This window comes from Streptomyces sp. NPDC046915 (genome assembly GCF_040644935.1).
Classification (GTDB): domain Bacteria; phylum Actinomycetota; class Actinomycetes; order Streptomycetales; family Streptomycetaceae; genus Streptomyces.
This window is the reverse complement of the sequence record NZ_JBEYXB010000010.1, coordinates 121,180-137,087: the sequence shown is the minus strand read 5'-3', so window position 1 is coordinate 137,087 and position 15,908 is coordinate 121,180. Positions and strand designations below refer to the sequence as shown.

The window sequence follows — 15,908 nt, the reverse complement described above, 5'->3', positions numbered from 1 at the left end:
ATCCGCATAGGGTGGCCCGGCTCCACGCCGGGCCACCGCCCCGCTTCGGGAGACACCTAGTGAATTCGCGTCCCCCTCGCTCTTCCGAGCCCACATCCGCCGAGGCCAGCGCCTGGGCGGACGTCCTGGTCCGTTGGCGGCTCCTGCACGCCGCCGTCCTCACGCCGACAGGGCAGTGGCTCGTCCAGGACCACCCCTACGGACCCGTCCGCGTCCTCCTGGGACCGGCCGATCTCGTCGCGCTGGCCGCGACCATCCAGCACCACACCCGAACCATGAGGCCCGAAATCCGATGACGAATCCCACACAGAACGGCACCGCCCCGGAACCTGCTCGCGACTCCAACTCGGTCTCGGGGCGAGCAAGATGGAGGTTCGGACACTCCCCCGAGGGGGCAGCGTCCGAACCCGTCCCCGCCCCTGGGGTGGCGGGGCCCGACTGGCACCAGGGGGTGCCAGTCGGGACGGCTGCGACCGAGGGCGGATCGCATCCAAAAGCCGCCCACAAGGGGCAGCCGAAGGGGCGAGCGCGCCCGCGCGACAAGAAGCAGCGTCGCGCGCACAGCGTCCGTCTCAACCCGTCCGAACATGCTCTGATCCAGGCCGGAGCAGACACTGTCGGCATGAGCGTGGCGGGCTTCCTCGCCTACGCCGGGCTAGCCATGGCCCGCGACCAGTCCCGTACCGCCGCCGCCATCGCCACCGAACGCGACGTGCTCGCCGAATTGTTCGCGATGAGGCGTCAGCTCGGCTGGGCCGGCAGCAACCTCAATCAAGCTGCCAAGATCCTCAACTCTGGCGGTGACGTTCCCCACCTGACCCAAGTGATGGCCGACGTCCACCGAGCGGCCGAGGCGGTGAGGTCAGCTGCAGACAAGGTAGCCAACCGACAGGCAGACGAGGCGCGTTGATTCCGCAGATTCACAAGCAGGGCAGTCACACCCTGGGCCTGCTCTATTACCTCTACGGCAAAGGAACCCATGAGGAGCACGTCGATCCACATCTCATCGCCTCCTTCGACGGCATGTCGCCAGACCCCGGACGCGACGCGACAGCCACCAAGAAGGATCTCGGGCAGCTACTCGACCAGCCACTCCATCTCCTCGCCGCGGACCAGCGCCCCGACAAGCACGTGTGGCACTGCTCAGTGCGCGCCGCGCCCGATGATCCGATCCTGACGGACGATCAATGGGCGGACATCGCACGTCGCATCGTCGCCGCCACAGGGATTGACCCGCGCGACGGCGCGGGCTGTCGTTGGGCCGCCGTGCGGCACGCTGACGACCACATCCACATCGTTGCCACCCTCGTGCGCGAAGACGGCCGACGCCCCGACCATCACCGATCCGGTAAGCGAGCTCAGGCCGAAGCCCGGCTCATCGAGAAGGAACTCGGCCTCCACCAGGTCGCACCCGGCGACGGCACCGCCGCGCAGCGCCCCACCAGCGCCGAACGGCACAAGGCCGAGCGACAGGGCCGCGAGCGCATCGCCCGCGAGGACCTGCGTGAAACCGTACGACGTGCGGTGGCCGGCGCGAGGAGCGACAAGGAGTTCTTCGACCGGCTCGCCGCCGCCGGTCTGCTGATCCGCAAGCGCGCCGCGCCCTCCGGCGACCTGCTCGGATACAAGGTCGCCCTGCCCGATGACCTGAACAAGGACGGCGAGCCGGTGTTTTACCCCGGCGCGCGCCTGGCCCCCGACCTGTCTTTGCCCCGCATCCGCGAGCGGTGGTCCGGTGACGCGCATGATGTCCCTGCGGCCGGGCGGGAGGAAACGATCCGTACGGGGCCGGGCAGTCCGGCCGCCGCGCGCCGCGGGACGGCATCGGCCGTGTGGCAGGCCGTGCTTGTCGTCGAGCACGGCGAGGACGCGGTCGCCGCCGCCCACATCGCAGCGGCCGGCGAGGTCCTCGATGCCCTCGCGAAGACATCCGCCGCGCACACTCGCCGTGAATTGCGCGACGCAGCAACGGCCTTCGAGCGGGCATCGCGCTCCCACGTCCGCGCCGTACGCGGACATGACTGGGCGCTGCGGCAGGCCGCGCGCGAACTCGTCCACGGCGGTACCGCCCTCGGCCGCGGTGAGGACGGCGCCACCACTGCGATGGCGATCGACATGCTGTTCTTCTTTATCACCGCAGCCGCGCACTGGCACGCCAGAAAGGGCCACGCCCAGCAGGCGGAAGCCGCCGCCCGGGCCGCCGAGCACCTGCGCTCGGCCTACCGGACCGCCTCTGCCGAGCCTCTCGGCGTGCTCTACCAGCGGGGACGGCGTCTGAGCCGGCCGATGCTCCAGCGGCAGACCGTGCTGCTGCGCGAGGCGCTGCCGGAGCTAGCCGAGCAGATCCTGACCGAGCCCGGCTGGTATGCCCTGGCCACGACCATCGCGGAAGCCGAAGCCGCCGGCCACGACCCAGCCGCCCTTCTGTCCGACGCCGCACGACGCCGCGAACTCGACACCGCGGACTCTGTCAGCGACGTGCTCGTGTGGCGGATGCGGCGGACGGCCGACCTGCCCGTCGACGCTTCCGGCCTGCCCGAGCCCAGCACCGCAGGGGGCCGGTCCGCAACACGCAGGGCGACGTCCAGGCCCTCCGCGCCCAGCAGGCGGCGCAGCGGGGAGGAGACATCGCCTAAGACCCGGTGAGCTCGCTCAGCACGCAGTCTCAGCGCATCGCCGCACCCTGGCGACGTCGCCCCGCCGCGCGGAGATGGGCTACGTGTCCAGCTCGTCATCCCCGCAACCAAGAAACAGCAACAACCCTGATGACCAGGCCGAAGGCGACTGTGGACTTTGTGAATTGAAACGACCGGGGCCCTAAGGCACGATCATGAAGCGAGCAGGACGGGTGACGAGGTCGAGGGGGACGCCTGAGTGTTTCACCGGATACGCCGCCGGGCGAAGGGACCGAGTGAGGCTCAGAGGCAGTTCGCCGAGCTGCATGTGCGGCTGCAGGACCAGGTCCCGCCCGGCTTTGGAGTGCCGGCGGCTGAGCCGGAGCCCGCTGAGCCGTCGGCCGTCGTGGACGACTTCCTTCCTCCGGAACTGCGCGTGCCGAGCCACGACCAGGTCGACGGCAAGATGATGCCGTGGAAGCAGCCCCTCGTCCTCGACGGTGAGATGGCCGCCTGTGCCGAGTGCGGCGCGTACCGGGACTGGCTCATCCTCTCCACGCGCGGTGAGATCTGGCTACGCTGCCGAGCAGGCCATCAGCAGCAGGAGACCCGTCTCGACACCGCCTGGTACAACCGCAACAGCGGTCCGGCGGACGCGACGCACGCCACATTCGAGGACGGCCTGCGCCACCTCGGGCACTGACCACCACTCCTACGATCACACCGGGCCCGCGGGCCTGCGCTGACCACCCGTCGCCTAGCACCAAGGGGTCAGTCCCGTCATGCGCGTTCGCGTCGCTGCCACCGCCTTCGGCATCACTGCCGCCCTCCTCGCCCTGCCCGCCTGCTCCACCGACACCACCGGGGCCAAGCGCCAGACCACCTCCTCCGCCCGGACCGGAAATCCGGCCAACGCGGTTCAGAAGACGGACCCGCTCTCGTCGGCCGCGCTCAAGTCCCGCCTGCTCGACCGGAGTGACCTCGGTAGCGGCTACCTGCACAAGCCGGAGCGTCCTGCCCAGCACGACGACGTCACCGTCCTCGGCTGCCCGGCTCTGAGCGAGCTGGGCGGCGACGCGGCGACCGGCGGCACGCTCACCTTCCCCCACAAGGCGAAGGTGGCCTTCACCTACGGCGGCAGCTCCTCGGAGATCTCCGAGGAGCTATACAGCGACAGCGCGAAGAAGCTGTCCGACGGTATCGCCCGGATCTTCGACGCCATTACCGGCTGCCCGACCTATCAGGTCGTCGCCGGCGGCACCCCGATCGACGTGACCTCACAGAAGCTGCCCGCACCCCACGGCATTGGTGACGAGCAGTGGAGCCAGCTCCTGAGGTTCTCCGTCGGAGGACGGAGCACCGTGGTCAAGCAGACCGCGATTCGCGACGGCAGCCTGTTGCTGATCGTCTCCGGCTCCCCGGCCCTCGTCGACCGCCACCTCGACAAGGCCCTCGCCAAGGCCACAGCAGTCAGCTGACCGGCCTTCGACGCGCTGCTGCCCCCGACCAGGACGGTCGGGGGCAGCAGCGCTGTACGGCTCGCCCGATAGACGGCGCGGCGGGTTCTCAGCGGGACGTGATCCATGCTGCGAGCCCGCTCCCCGTCGTCGTGACGAGGGCTGTGACGACGGCCGCCACCAGCCAGGGCGGGATGCGTTGAACGACGACGTGCACGCCACCGCAACGGACTTCAAGGGCCGGCTGCTGGTTATCTTCGGATCGAGGCAGATAGCCATTCAGCCGCACGAGAATGTGGCACCGCTACGCCATACCTTGGCCATCTTGCCCCGTGTCAACAAGCCGTCGAATAACACACGTTGAGCGGCACCGATACGCCAAAACGTGGCCGCCTTGCCTCATTCGAGGCGCTGGGAGTACGACGTTCGTAATCTGCACCGCTGCAACACCCCGCCCCCGCTTCGCCCCACTTTGCCCCGTGGAGCCGGGCAGGCCCAACAGCTTGTGCCTGTCCCAGGTCACCACCCGCCTCCGGCTCGATGACTCGCCCGAGTCACGGAGGGAATGCCAGAAGCCCGGCCTCCATTCGGGAGGACCGGGCTTCTTCTGTTGGGTTGTGGAGCGCCGTCGATCGCTAGGCCGGCGCCCGCAGCAGTCGCTCCTGGGTGGCCTCGGGCAGCACCCTGCGCAAGACCGGTGCGGTCGAGCTGAGGGAGGCGGCGAAGGATGCCACGAGGTCGTGCGGGACGCTGGCGGCGAAGGAGGCCGCCCACAGGCACGGTGCGCCGAGCACGGGCTCGGCCCACGCCTGCCATCCGGCCGGTCCCTCCGCGTCGGCCTCGACGGTCAGGACCCGGGGGTCGGCGTCCTGGATGAGGGGCGGCACCTCGCCGAGGCTGATGTGCGAGGTGAACGTGGGGTCCGTCGCTGCCGCCTGGGGCTGGTCGATGTCGCGGAACCATCCGTGTGCGGCGACAGCGTCGAGGACCAGCTCGGATCCGGCGAGCGGCTCGGCAGGCTGATCGCGGGCGTCGAGCGCGACGAGGAAGTCGGCCACCGCCTCGCCGGGAACCTCGCGGGTGAAGTAGGCCGACCATTGCGCGAGCGGGCTGCTCGTCTCGGCGCGGGCGGAGATCTGCCAGGCGATCGGCAGCTCTCCCAGGTTGAACGGCTCGTCCGCCAGGCTCCACTGGGCCCAGCGCAGGGCGTCGGGACTGATGTGCAGGACGGTGCTGCGCAGGACCTGGCGGTCCTCCGGCGCCTCGTCCGGCTCGTGCCGTCCGCGGACGATCGTCACGCTCGTCCAGCCCAGGCCGGTGAGCGTGTCGGCGACGGCGTCGTAGAGGCGCCCATCATCACCGGCCAGATGCCGGGGGCCGATTCAGAACGCGGGCTGGCCGCCGCGCGGGGTGGACGGGTCGAGCGGGAAGTCGGGGTACAGGGGCGCCTCCAAGGGCTCGGTGCGGGTCTAGTTGCCGCCGGCACGGCGGCGGGGGCGGCGCGGGGGTGCCTGGACGGGGTCCTGCCACGTCAGGGCGACGGCGACCTCGGGCGGCAGGTGGCCGAGCTGTGCGTCCTCGTCGCGCCCTTCGGCGAGGTAGACGACGGGCCGGCCGGTTTCGTCCACGGACTGCACGACCTGCGCCAAGCGGTGTGCCATCGGAAAGAAGGGGTTCATGGCCTGGCGGACCGGTGCACTCCGGTCGCAGCCAGACAACAGGTCGATGAGATCGCCGACGGTCATCTCCGGGGACGTCACTAAAAGCCTCCTGGGGTACGGGGAAACGAGGAGCAGTGGAAACGGGTCGGCTGCCTGCGGACTGCCGACCGCTCACAGGGCTGGGGCTATCTGTCGGTGTCCGCGTCGTCATAGGAGACGTGAAGTCTCCAGCACGCGCGCCACGGCGGCGGCGACGATGTCGGCCGGCGTCTCGGTGTCGAACGACAGGTGGTAGCCGCGCACCTTGGCCGTGCCGGTGATGGCGATCTTCCATCCCTCGCCGTCCGTGCCGGGGCGGCCGAGCGGGAACCAGCCGAGGTAGAACCGGCCGTCCTTGGAGCTGACGTGCACGTCCGCGCGGTCATCCACGATGAGGTGGAAGTCCTCTGCGGACAACTGGTCCATGACCAGCGTGGGCTGGCCGGGACCGAGCTGCCACTCGCGCAGCCGCAGGGCTTCGACGGTGGTGGAAAAACCGCGGCCAATGGGCGCTACGGTCACGGGCAATCACCTCTCTGACCTGGGGTTTCTTGCAAGGTCGTCTACGTTGACATGTCCTCACGCACGTTGGCCAGTCTTTCCGCGATCTTTCCTGTCTGCCCCCGGCGAACTGTCCTTTGACAGCGAACCCAGGCGCGTGTCACTGAACTGAGTCCTCGTGCAGTCCGCCGCGGAACCCGCCCTGTACGTCGTCAGCGGAGACCCGACTGCTCACACGGAGCGGTAGCCACTCAACGTTCATGTGAACCGAATGGCGGTCATGGAGCCATGCGTCCGGTGTGGCGGAGGACTACAGAGATGACAGAGGTGAGCCGTACAAAGAGATAGTCGATAGCGGCGTCTGTAGGAACATCCTCCTTGTCGTGCTCGTGATGCCGGATGGTGAAGTCGTTCCCGATGCTCGTCAGGGTCTTGAACTCCGCTTCCAGCAGCTCGCGGAACGGCTCCGAGCCGGAGGCGGCACGTGTGAGCAGCTGACTCGCTGATGTTTTCTTGAGAGAGCCGCCGCCAAGTTCGAGAGTCTTGAGCCTTTCGAAAGCGTCCCAGAGCTTCTCAAGAGCATCCCGCCGGTCGGCCGGCTCTCTGGAGAGGAATCGCGCCATGGCGTCCTTGAGCTTGTTGTCGAGCTGAGGGTCTCCGGTCGCGGGGCGGAACTCGGAGATCAGCGGACGCGCCTCGGTCGGTCCGAGACGGCGGACACGCATATCGTCCCCGACTGTGTAGGCGATGCCGTTCCTGGCGAAGAGCAGATCGACGTCGCGCTTCAGCTGGTCCTGGCCTGGCGTCAGCTCTGTGTCATAGAAGGCGTCGTGCTGCCGGAAGGAGTAGTGGGTGTGATCAAAGTTCCAGTTATGGGATGAACGGCGGGTCGGCTGGTCGATATGGAGGGCGACGAAGTCGATGAGGTCGAGTGCAGTAGCGGTGTCTGGCACATCGTTCGGGTCCAGCGGGGATCTCGGGGGTTCCGCCCCTTGAGATCCACTGGAGGGCCAGCCGATGTCGATCTCCGCAGACTTGCCGTCCGGACCTGGATCAGGCGCCGCGGGGCGCTCGATCAAGTCAGGGACATGGGCTGTGAGGGACTGGAGGAACTTCTCCTCGTTCGTGCCGGTGACGGTGTTGCGGCCAGGGTCGTCGGGGCAGGCGTACAGAGGGAAGGCCCGCGCGAGTGAACCGTCGTCGATCCGCTGCTGGATCAGTGTCGTCAGCCCAGCCCACACTTCGGCGGAAATGGTCTCGCTGACGCGTCCTTTACCAAGCCCCGCACGGTCGGAGTAGAAGGTGCTCTCTGTCACGCAACTCAGCCTGGCAGGCGGCTGCGCCAGCCTCAAACTGGGTTTTGAAACGGCGGGCATCTGTTACCCGATGCTCTCCGGCTGGGTCTGTTCCCTGCACTCCGAGCAGAGAGGGTCGGCCCCGCCGTCCTCGTCCGCCTCAATGGGCCACAAGCGGCTACAGCCCGCGCAGGAGATCAACTCGCCCACGCTGTAGCGGGCGGTGCAGGCAAAGCAATACAGGGCGCCGGCTGCATCGGGATCGTCCGCGAACACAACCCCCTCCACGAGGGCGTAGTCGTCGCACTGCGGGCACAGCTGAATCTGTTCCTCCGTCTCGCCGCAGGCTTCCAGGTAGTCGAAGGCGATTGACTCGTCCGAGGACCAGGACGCGCCGCAGAAGTGGCAGAGGCCCCCGCCTGGGACAACGACGAGGGTCATCTGTTCGCAGTCCGGACATTGGAGGGTCAGGCTCTCCTGTCCCTTCAGCTCACCCCCGAGCCGGTTCAGGCGCCGAGTGACGAAGGAGCTGATGTTCCGCACGCCGTCGCTCACCGGGACCATGTCCCGGGCGGCCGTCTCCCGCTCCGGACCGCTGAGCAGTGGCAGGAGTTCCTCTTCCAGGAAGCGCATGAGGAAGTCGAGCACCTTGCCAGCGCGGGCCTCTACCGCGTGGGCGCTGTGGGTCAGACCGTAGTGCTGCAGCGCATTGCGGTCCTTCGCGAGGGCGCTGAGTGCCTCGGTTTCCTTCTTCTCGAAGTCGATCCCGACGATGTCGCGCAGGCGCTCGACCGCTGCTCCGGTACTGCAGCTCTCGAAGTCCGCACTGTCGAAGTCTTTCCGGGTCGCCTTGCCCGGGTCCTTGAAGACCAGGCTCCAGTGCTCACGTAGCAGCCGGGCCTTGAGCAGCACTTCGGCCGCCGCCTGTAGGTGCAGGACTGCGTACTTGAGGTCGCGAGGCTCGACCGCCGACTCCTCCTCGTCGAGGTGCTCGACGACACTGGCAAGGTAGTCGATGCCATTGCGGACGGGCGGGAAGTCCAGCTGCGGAAGCCCTGAACGGCGCCCCGGCGGGACAAATTGGCGCCCGTCTCCGGCACCGTCGGATTGCTCTCCGTCCATGCGCCTCCCCCTCTGGCAACAGTCGGCGAGCCCCTTCCTCAGCGCGCAGGATAGCCGTCACCATCTGTTAGTACTGGGTCAGGCGCAATCGCCGGCACCGTGTCCCCGGCATCCCGGCACGCCAAGGTCGAGAAGATCTTCGACTGGGTTCGATGACGTAGCGACTGAGTTGAACGTCAACGGACACGAACTGCCGTTCCGAGTCATTTCGCGCCGAACTCACCAAGCCGCCCTAAGAGGTCCTAACAAAGGCGTTGGACGTGGCGGTGGGTGATGAGGCAGGTGGCGAGGCCGAGGAAGGCTTCGTGGATGTCGTCGCGTCGTTCCCAGCGGATACGCAGGCGGCGGAAGCCGTGCAGCCAGGAGATGGTGCGCTCCACCACCCAGCGGAAGATGCCCAGGCCGGAGCCGTGCGGCTGTCCTCGTTCCGCGATCACGGGCCGGATGCCGCGCTTCCACAGCAGCCGCCGGTACTTGTCGTGGTCGTAGCCGCGGTCCGCGAACAGCATGTCCGGCCGTCGCCGCGGTCGGCCGACGACCGGCGACCGGTGGGACCCTGTCGAGCAGGGGCAGGAGCTGGGTGACGTCGTTGCGGTTTCCGCCGGTCAGCGACACCGCGAGCGGGACGCCCTGTCCGTCGGTGAGGATGTGGTGCTTGCTGCCCGGCCGTGCGCGGTCGACCGGGCTGGGACCGCTTTTGGGCCGCGGCGGGCCGCCCTGACGTGGGAGGAGTCGATCACCGCCCTCGACCAGTCGAGCTTCTTCGCCGACCGTAGCTTCTTCAGCAGCACCAGGTGCAGCTTCTCCCACACCCCGGCCTCGTTCCAGGTGGCCAGGCGCCGCCAGCAGGTCATCCCCGAGCCGAAGCCCAGTTCCTGGGGCAGGTACTCCCACTGGATACCGGTGTGCAGCACGAACAGGATCCCGCACAACGCCTGGCGGTCCGGCACTCTCGGCCGACCCGAGACCAGCTTCGGCCCCGGCTTCGGCAGCAACGGCTCGATGAGCGACCACAGTTCGTCCGACACGATCCACGGCCGCGACTGACGCTTCCCCACGACCCGACCAACGAGCAGACAAGCCGATGGTTACTTGATCAACGACTTCTGTTAGGACCTCTAAGGAAAGGGGTGGCCGACAGGGGGCCTGTAGGTGCATGCTGGCCCGTTTCCCAGCGTGAGGAGAAGTGCATGGAGATCCGGTCGCTTGAGGAGTTGCGCGCTGCGGATGATCTGTCGCTGGCGTTCAATCCCTACGGGCTCGGCGGCCGTATGAAGCCCGAGGACGCTGCGGAATTCCAGCAGCGTCAGATCGCCGACTGCGACCTGACCGCGGGTGTCGCGGCCGGAACACGCGACTCCTTCGAGCGGCTGCGCACCGTCTTCGCCTACGGCGTGCTGTGCTACGACGTGTACACCATCGTCGGCGACCAGGCGCTCCTCATCTACGAGCAGGCGTTGCGCGACCGCTTCTTGGAATGGTGCGCCGGCACCATCACCTTCCGCGTCCCCCAGGCCCCGGACGTCACCTACACCGTCACGTCGTACGACGACGTCAAGAAGCGTGCAGACAGAATGACGCGACAACGTGCGAAGCTGGTCGTCGACACCCAGGCCATCGAGTTCAACGGGATGCTGCACGGGCTCCGCCTGTGGGCGCGTACGGCGGGTCTGCTCCGCGGGCGGCGCAGCCGCGCGGTCGAGGAGGCGCTGGCCAGGCTGCGTAACTACGTTGCCCATCCCTCGGGCCACCATGTCGACACCCCCGTCGAGGCGGCCCGAACGGTGCGGGATCTGGCGGAACTGATCAACCAGCTGTGGGGGCACGCCACTCCGGGTGGGCGCCTGTACCCGGCACCTCTGCGCCGGGAGGTCACCGTGCTGAGCTGGAACGGTTCCGGGCGGGCTCGGATGGAGCCCGCCCACGCTCTCACCGTCCCCGGTCCCATGGAAGATCAGGAGGACGACGAGTACCAGCACGTCGTGGTGCGCGCCATCCCCTTCGTACCGGGCAGTCGCTGGGACGATGCCCACTGGGCGGAGTTCGACACCCGCTACGAGACCACGCGGTTCCCGACGGATTATCTGTGGGGGCCGGGCACCCGCAAGGAGGCCCAGGCGTGGCTGGAGCAAGAGCGTCCCGAGGGGGACAGCGTCGACTTCACCGACCGGGTGTTTCTTGTCCAGGACCACGGACGCCTGCTGCCGCCGATGCGCCCGGCGGTAGCGGCCGGGCTACCCGACAATGAACGCTTCGGAGTCTGGCATACCGTGCGAGCCGACTTTCCCGACGACGCCTTCGCGCACGTCCGAGGCTCCAGAGATCGCAGCGCCGGTCATGCCCGCCGCCCCGGTAACTGTCCTGCCTGCTCTGCTGAAGTCCTTGGCTCCGGCTCCTACGACCAAGCCCTTCACGCTGCTGCAGCCGCTCTCGGACCAATCCAGGCTGTACAACTGCCCTCCGTCCGTCTCCCCTTGTCGACTTTCTGGCCCGACCGCACGTGAGGTTCAACGCGAGGAAACGGACGGACCAGTTCCCGCCGACCGCGCTTCCCGTCACCGCCGCTCCGGGCCAACCACGCCCCTGGAAGACGACGGCCTCACTCTCGCCATGCGGGCTGACGCCCGCGGAGCAGCGACCAGCGCGGAACAGCACAACCTGGCGCCGGAATCAGCTCCCTGGGCCTCGACGACTTCGAGTTATGTCGGTGGGCACCGCTACTATCCGGGATGCCTCACGGGACGACGAGCGGAGTCAGGGGATGGGCGACGTGAACGAATCAGCGGTCAAGCGGAAGTTGGGTATCCCGAACTGGCGGAACCTGTCCAAGGACAAGGTGCTCAAGTTCGCGGCAGCGATGCCGGAGATGGCCACCGAGGCGCGGCTCAAGCTCATCGAGCAGTTCCCTGCATTCAAGGACCTGGGCAAGGCCAACATCGATGCAGTCGCAGAGGCCCACAGGTCCACTCTCGCAGCCAACGAGAACAGTCAGAACCACTTCTACAAGGCTGCACAGGACCAGCGGGACGCTCTGCAGGCCGACCTCGGTCGGGACGACCTCAGCGAGGCACAGCGGGAGTCCCTCCACGACCGCCTCGAACGAAACGTGGGGCGGGTATTCGAGAAGGACAGCGAGAGCAAGCAGTTCCAGGGGGCGGGGATGAAGCTGGTGGCAGCCACCGGTGTAGCCGCCCTCGCGCTGAGCGTGGCGTTCGTCGGCGGCAGAGTCGCTGGAGCGAGCGAGGACGGTTCCGAGGAACCCCAGTAGGACCGCCTGGCCACTCGCTACGAGAAGACCACCACGGTCTACCGCGCCGGTCTCCTCATCGCGAACATCTGTAGCTCTGCTCTCCCCCAGGACCTGTGCCGCGCAGTGGGCCTGCGCTCGAGCTGTCGGTCCAGGTGTGGTGGCATCCCTACTGGCAGCAGGCCGGGATTGAGCAGCGGGCAGCGCTGCGCTCCTCAGCGCGGGGGCTGGAACCAGGGGCCCGGTAGGTGGGCAGCCCGCACGGTGGCCCACGAGCGGCTGGGTCCCCTCTGGCCGACATAGCGCTGACGCTGCCGGACGGGCAGGAGTTCTCTGGGGCAAGCAGCGTGACGCGAGGCGGAGTTCGACAACTCGGTGCAGCTCAGCGCCGGTGTGGCTGACGCTATCGGGCACGACAGGTGTGGCGCCATCGCTGAATCGAGCGACAGCGCCACCCCTGTGGGCACACCTTCAGTCCTGGCAGCCGCACCCAGCGGTACTCTTGGCCTCGCTCACGGTGGAGGACGGGTCGGTCGCCTGCTCGGACGGGGTGCAGCAGGCGGTGACACCGCAGCAGGAGTCGCCTGTCGCGGAGGCGTCCGGTTCGGGGGCGGTGGTGGGCTTGGTGGCGCGGACGATGGCGGAGTGCATGCTGTCGGCAACCGGGTGGGTCGGGGTGATCTCCACATCCGCGAACCCGGCCGCTTCCAGACCCGCGCGGTATTCGGCGAAGGACAGTGCGCCGGCGATGCAGCCGACGTAGTCGCCGCGCTCGGCCCGCTGTTCGGCGGTGAGGGCGTCGTCCGCGACGACGTCGGAGACGCCGATCCGGCCGCCGGGCTTGAGGACGCGGAAGGTCTCGGCGAAGACGGCAGGCTTGTCGACGGACAGGTTGATCACGCAGTTGGAGATCACAACGTCGATGGTGTTCGCGGGCAGCGGAACCGCCTCGATGGCGCCCTTGAGGAACTCCACGTTCGTCGCGCCCGCCTTCGCGGCGTTGGCCAGGGCAAGGGCGAGCATCTCCTCGGTCATGTCCAGCCCGTACGCCTTGCCGGTCGGCCCGACGCGGCGGGCGGAGAGCAGGACGTCGATGCCGCCGCCGGAACCGAGGTCGAGAACCCGCTCGCCCTCGCGCAGTTCGGCGACGGCGGTGGGGTTGCCGCAGCCGAGCGAGGCGGCGACGGCCTCGGCGGGCAGGGCGTCGCGGTCGTCGGCGGCGTAGAGGGTGGAGCCGAAGTTCTCGTCGACCTCGACCGGCTCGGGCCCGCAACAGGCGGTGCCGCCCTCGGTGACTTTCACGGCCGCCGCCGCGTACCGCTGGCGGACGGTTTCACGCAGGTCGGTGGTCTGCTCGTTCATGTCTCACTCCCAGGTGACGGGGCATGACAAGCCCCGGAACGGCCTGTATTGACATTCATTGATGCAACCTTGCGCCTTGAATCGAAAAACGTCAACATAGAGGCATGTCGAAACAAGAGCTTGAGGTGATCGGCCAGGACACGGCCTGCTGCGCCGGGCTGTCTGCCGCACCGCTGGATGAGGACCAGGCCGCGGACCTGGCGAAGGTCTTCAAGGCCCTGGGCGACCCGGTCCGGCTGCGCCTGATGTCGATGATCGCCTCTCGCGGAGCGGCCGGGGAGGTCTGTGTGTGCGAACTGACTCCGGCGTTTGACCTGTCCCAGCCGACGATCTCCCACCACCTCAAGCTCCTGCGCCAGGCCGGCCTAATCGACTGCGAGCGCCGTGGCACGTGGGTCTACTACTGGGTGCTGCCCGGGGTCCTCGACAAGCTCGCCGCTTTCCTGACCACCACGCAGCCCGCCGGAGTCACCGCGTGAACGCACCGCTCGGCCGCCGGGTCGCAGCCGAGGCGATCGGCACCGGACTGTTGGTGGCGGTGGTGGTCGGATCCGGCATTCAGGCCACCAAGCTGTCCCGCGACGTCGGTGTGCAGCTGATCGCCAACTCCCTCGCCACGGTCTTCGGCCTGGGCGTGCTCATTCTGCTGCTCGGGCCCGTGTCCGGCGCCCACTTCAACCCGGCCGTCACGCTCGCCGCCTGGTTCACCGGCCGCCGCGATCCGGACGCCCTGGCCCTGCGGGACGTCGCCGCGTACGTACCCGCCCAGATCGCCGGCGCGATCGGCGGTGCGGTCCTGGCCGATGCGATGTTCGCCAAGCCGCTGGTCAAGTTCTCCGCCCACGACCGGTCCGCGGGCCACCTGTTGCTGGGCGAGGTCGTCGCCACGGCCGGGCTGATCCTGCTGATCTTCGGCCTCAGCCGGATCGGCCGCGCCGCACTCGCTCCGGCCGCCGTGGCCTCCTACATCGGCGCCGCCTACTGGTGCACCTCCTCCACGTCCTTCGCGAACCCGGCGGTGACCATCGGCCGGGCGTTCACCGATACCTTCGCTGGTATCGCCCCTGCCTCCGTCGCCCCGTTCATCGCGGCGCAGCTACTTGGGGCCGTGCTCGGACTGGGGACCGTCGCCGTGGTCTACGGCCGCCCCGCTGCCGTCCCGGATGAGGTCGTCGTCCCGCACAGCGAGCCCGAGCCCGCCGTCTCCTGACCGATCCGTTCTCCCGAGAAAGCCCCTGCTCATGAGCCCTTCCGCTACGCCGCGTCCGTCGGTGCTGTTCGTCTGCGTCCACAACGCCGGCCGCTCTCAGATGGCCGCCGCCTTCCTCACCCACCTCGCGGGCGACCGCATCGAGGTCCGCTCCGCAGGCTCGGCTCCCGCAGACGCCATCAACCCGGCTGTCGTGGAGGCGATGAAGGAGGTCGGCATCGACATCTCCGCCGAGACCCCGAAGATCCTCACGGTGGAGGCCGTCCAGGCATCCGACGTTGTGATCACCATGGGGTGTGGCGACACCTGCCCCGTCTTCCCCGGCAAGCGGTACCTCGACTGGCAGCTCGACGACCCGGCCGGGCAGGGCGTTGAGGCTGTACGCCCCATCCGCGACGCGATCGAGACCCGCGTCCAGGCATTGGTCTCGGACGTGGTGCCCGGCTGACGTCCCGATCACTCGCGCTGGTTCAGGGCCCTCGTCAGCTGCCGGTTGGCTTCCCGGGCAGCCTCCAGTTCGGCCTCCTTCTCCTCCAGGGACGCCTTCAGCCCGACGGCCTGCTATTCCAGACGGGGGAGGACTCCTTGGGGGGCGGGGAAGGTCAGCGGGTTCGGCCAGCAACCGGGGCGGGAAGTGGCGGGGCGACAGGTGTGTCGCCGTGAGGCTGCTTCGGTGTCGTGGTGGCGATGCGGAGGGCGCTGCGGGTGTGGGCGGGGACGTCCGGGACGGTGCGGGGCAGTGGCTCGGTGGAGATGAGCGAGGCGGTGAAGGCCGCGACGAGCGTGGTGGGCGTGCCGAACGAGAAGTGCGCCGTCCAGTGCGGCTCTCTGGGGTGCCCGCCCCAGGCCCGCCAGGCCGGCCCGCTGGAGCCGCTGATGGCATAGCGGTGGCGTAGGCCGCCGAGTCCTTCCGGGGTGAGGAACGTCTGTGTGCCGTCGGTCTTGACGTCGTGGTTCCACCCGCGGGTGAGCAGCGGCACGTACGCCTCGTGCGGCGCCGTCTCGTCCTGGAACAGCCGATCGTGGTCGCTGTGCCGGTCTTTGAGGTAGAGGTTGAGCAGTTCGGTGTGGACGTCATGCAGCAGCTCGACGGGGGGGGCGGCGTCGAAGGTGATCCGCCAGGCCGGCGGGGTGAACGGGGCCCGGTGCGCGCCGATGGTCCACGTGCCCTGGCCGCGCTGGTCGGGCTGGCGTTCGTAGGTGGTCTGCAGTCGCAGGCACGGGCTGAACGCGGCGGCCGTGCCGTCGTCGGTCTGGGCGAACGGCCAGCCCTCGTCGTAGGGAAAGGCCCATGCGGTGCGCGGGTCGACGGCGCCGGGCCCGGCGAGGTGGCGGGGAAGGACCTGCACGATCTGGGCCGGCTCAAGGTTCTCAAAGGGGTGGGTCATCACGGGCAGGC

Annotated in this window: 16 protein-coding genes and 2 pseudogenes; 10 read left to right on the top strand and 8 right to left on the bottom strand. The window is 68.6% G+C overall.

What is annotated here, in order from left to right; genetic code table 11:
• Positions 1-59 precede the first annotated feature (59 nt).
• The 5 genes from ABZ915_RS26000 to ABZ915_RS25980 all read left to right on the top strand — a co-directional run bounded on the left by ABZ915_RS26000 (position 60) and on the right by ABZ915_RS25980 (position 4,093).
• A complete protein-coding gene (locus ABZ915_RS26000) occupies positions 60-296 on the top strand; it encodes a hypothetical protein (RefSeq protein WP_361807733.1) in 237 nt (78 codons plus the stop codon).
• Between the two features lie 326 nt (positions 297-622).
• Positions 623-910, top strand: a complete 288-nt coding sequence (locus ABZ915_RS25995; RefSeq protein WP_361807730.1) for a mobilization protein — start codon at positions 623-625, stop codon at positions 908-910.
• A complete protein-coding gene (locus tag ABZ915_RS25990) occupies positions 907-2,646 on the top strand; it encodes a relaxase/mobilization nuclease domain-containing protein (protein WP_361807727.1) in 1,740 nt (579 codons plus the stop codon). Before ABZ915_RS25995 ends, ABZ915_RS25990 begins: the two co-directional genes overlap by 4 nt.
• A gap of 228 nt (positions 2,647-2,874) precedes the next feature.
• Positions 2,875-3,318: a hypothetical protein gene (locus ABZ915_RS25985; RefSeq protein WP_361807724.1), complete on the top strand. Its 444-nt coding sequence runs from the start codon at positions 2,875-2,877 to the stop codon at positions 3,316-3,318.
• 79 nt (positions 3,319-3,397) lie between these two features.
• Positions 3,398-4,093: a hypothetical protein gene (locus ABZ915_RS25980; protein WP_361807721.1), complete on the top strand. Its 696-nt coding sequence runs from the start codon at positions 3,398-3,400 to the stop codon at positions 4,091-4,093.
• Between the two features lie 614 nt (positions 4,094-4,707).
• On the opposite strand, the pseudogene ABZ915_RS25975 reads toward ABZ915_RS25980, so the two are convergent.
• The 6 genes and pseudogenes from ABZ915_RS25975 to ABZ915_RS25950 form a co-directional block, all read right to left on the bottom strand.
• Positions 4,708-5,526, bottom strand: a pseudogene (locus ABZ915_RS25975) (DUF317 domain-containing protein).
• A gap of 15 nt (positions 5,527-5,541) precedes the next feature.
• Positions 5,542-5,832 carry a hypothetical protein gene (locus ABZ915_RS25970; RefSeq protein ID WP_361807719.1) on the bottom strand — a complete coding sequence of 97 codons (291 nt, stop codon included), beginning with the start codon at positions 5,830-5,832 and terminating at the stop codon, positions 5,542-5,544.
• Between the two features lie 108 nt (positions 5,833-5,940).
• Positions 5,941-6,294 carry a DUF317 domain-containing protein gene (locus tag ABZ915_RS25965; protein ID WP_361807716.1) on the bottom strand — a complete coding sequence of 118 codons (354 nt, stop codon included), beginning with the start codon at positions 6,292-6,294 and terminating at the stop codon, positions 5,941-5,943.
• Between the two features lie 257 nt (positions 6,295-6,551).
• A complete protein-coding gene (locus tag ABZ915_RS25960; RefSeq protein WP_361807713.1) occupies positions 6,552-7,589 on the bottom strand; it encodes a hypothetical protein in 1,038 nt (345 codons plus the stop codon).
• A gap of 63 nt (positions 7,590-7,652) precedes the next feature.
• Positions 7,653-8,690 carry a hypothetical protein gene (locus ABZ915_RS25955; RefSeq protein ID WP_361807710.1) on the bottom strand — a complete coding sequence of 346 codons (1,038 nt, stop codon included), beginning with the start codon at positions 8,688-8,690 and terminating at the stop codon, positions 7,653-7,655.
• 242 nt (positions 8,691-8,932) lie between these two features.
• A pseudogene (locus ABZ915_RS25950) lies at positions 8,933-9,748 on the bottom strand (IS5 family transposase).
• Between the two features lie 132 nt (positions 9,749-9,880).
• Between ABZ915_RS25950 and ABZ915_RS25945 the strand changes: the two are divergent.
• Both ABZ915_RS25945 and ABZ915_RS25940 read left to right on the top strand, forming a co-directional pair.
• Positions 9,881-11,194: a hypothetical protein gene (locus tag ABZ915_RS25945; RefSeq protein WP_361807707.1), complete on the top strand. Its 1,314-nt coding sequence runs from the start codon at positions 9,881-9,883 to the stop codon at positions 11,192-11,194.
• 257 nt (positions 11,195-11,451) lie between these two features.
• A complete protein-coding gene (locus ABZ915_RS25940) occupies positions 11,452-11,958 on the top strand; it encodes a hypothetical protein (RefSeq protein WP_361807704.1) in 507 nt (168 codons plus the stop codon).
• Between the two features lie 450 nt (positions 11,959-12,408).
• Here the strand turns inward: ABZ915_RS25940 and arsM are convergent, their stop codons facing one another.
• Positions 12,409-13,299 (bottom strand): arsenite methyltransferase, encoded by an 891-nt coding sequence (arsM, locus tag ABZ915_RS25935; RefSeq protein ID WP_361807701.1) that lies wholly within the window; start codon positions 13,297-13,299, stop codon positions 12,409-12,411.
• A 104-nt stretch (positions 13,300-13,403) separates the two neighbouring features.
• On the opposite strand from arsM, the gene ABZ915_RS25930 reads away from it, so the two are divergent.
• Genes ABZ915_RS25930 through ABZ915_RS25920 form a run of 3 tightly spaced genes read left to right on the top strand, consistent with a single transcriptional unit; the run spans position 13,404 to position 14,957 of the window.
• Entirely contained in the window at positions 13,404-13,778 is a 375-nt protein-coding gene (locus tag ABZ915_RS25930; protein ID WP_361807698.1) for a metalloregulator ArsR/SmtB family transcription factor, read from the top strand.
• On the top strand, positions 13,775-14,509 hold the full coding sequence (locus tag ABZ915_RS25925; RefSeq protein WP_361807695.1) for an MIP/aquaporin family protein: 735 nt from the start codon (positions 13,775-13,777) through the stop codon (positions 14,507-14,509). The genes ABZ915_RS25930 and ABZ915_RS25925 overlap by 4 nt, the downstream gene beginning before the upstream one ends.
• 31 nt (positions 14,510-14,540) lie before the next feature.
• Complete coding sequence (locus ABZ915_RS25920; RefSeq protein WP_361807692.1) at positions 14,541-14,957, top strand: arsenate reductase ArsC; 417 nt, start codon at positions 14,541-14,543, stop codon at positions 14,955-14,957.
• Positions 14,958-15,111: 154 nt separating this feature from the next.
• Here the strand turns inward: ABZ915_RS25920 and ABZ915_RS25915 are convergent, their stop codons facing one another.
• Complete coding sequence (locus tag ABZ915_RS25915) at positions 15,112-15,897, bottom strand: DUF317 domain-containing protein (protein ID WP_361807689.1); 786 nt, start codon at positions 15,895-15,897, stop codon at positions 15,112-15,114.
• Between the last annotated feature and the right edge of the window lie 11 nt (positions 15,898-15,908).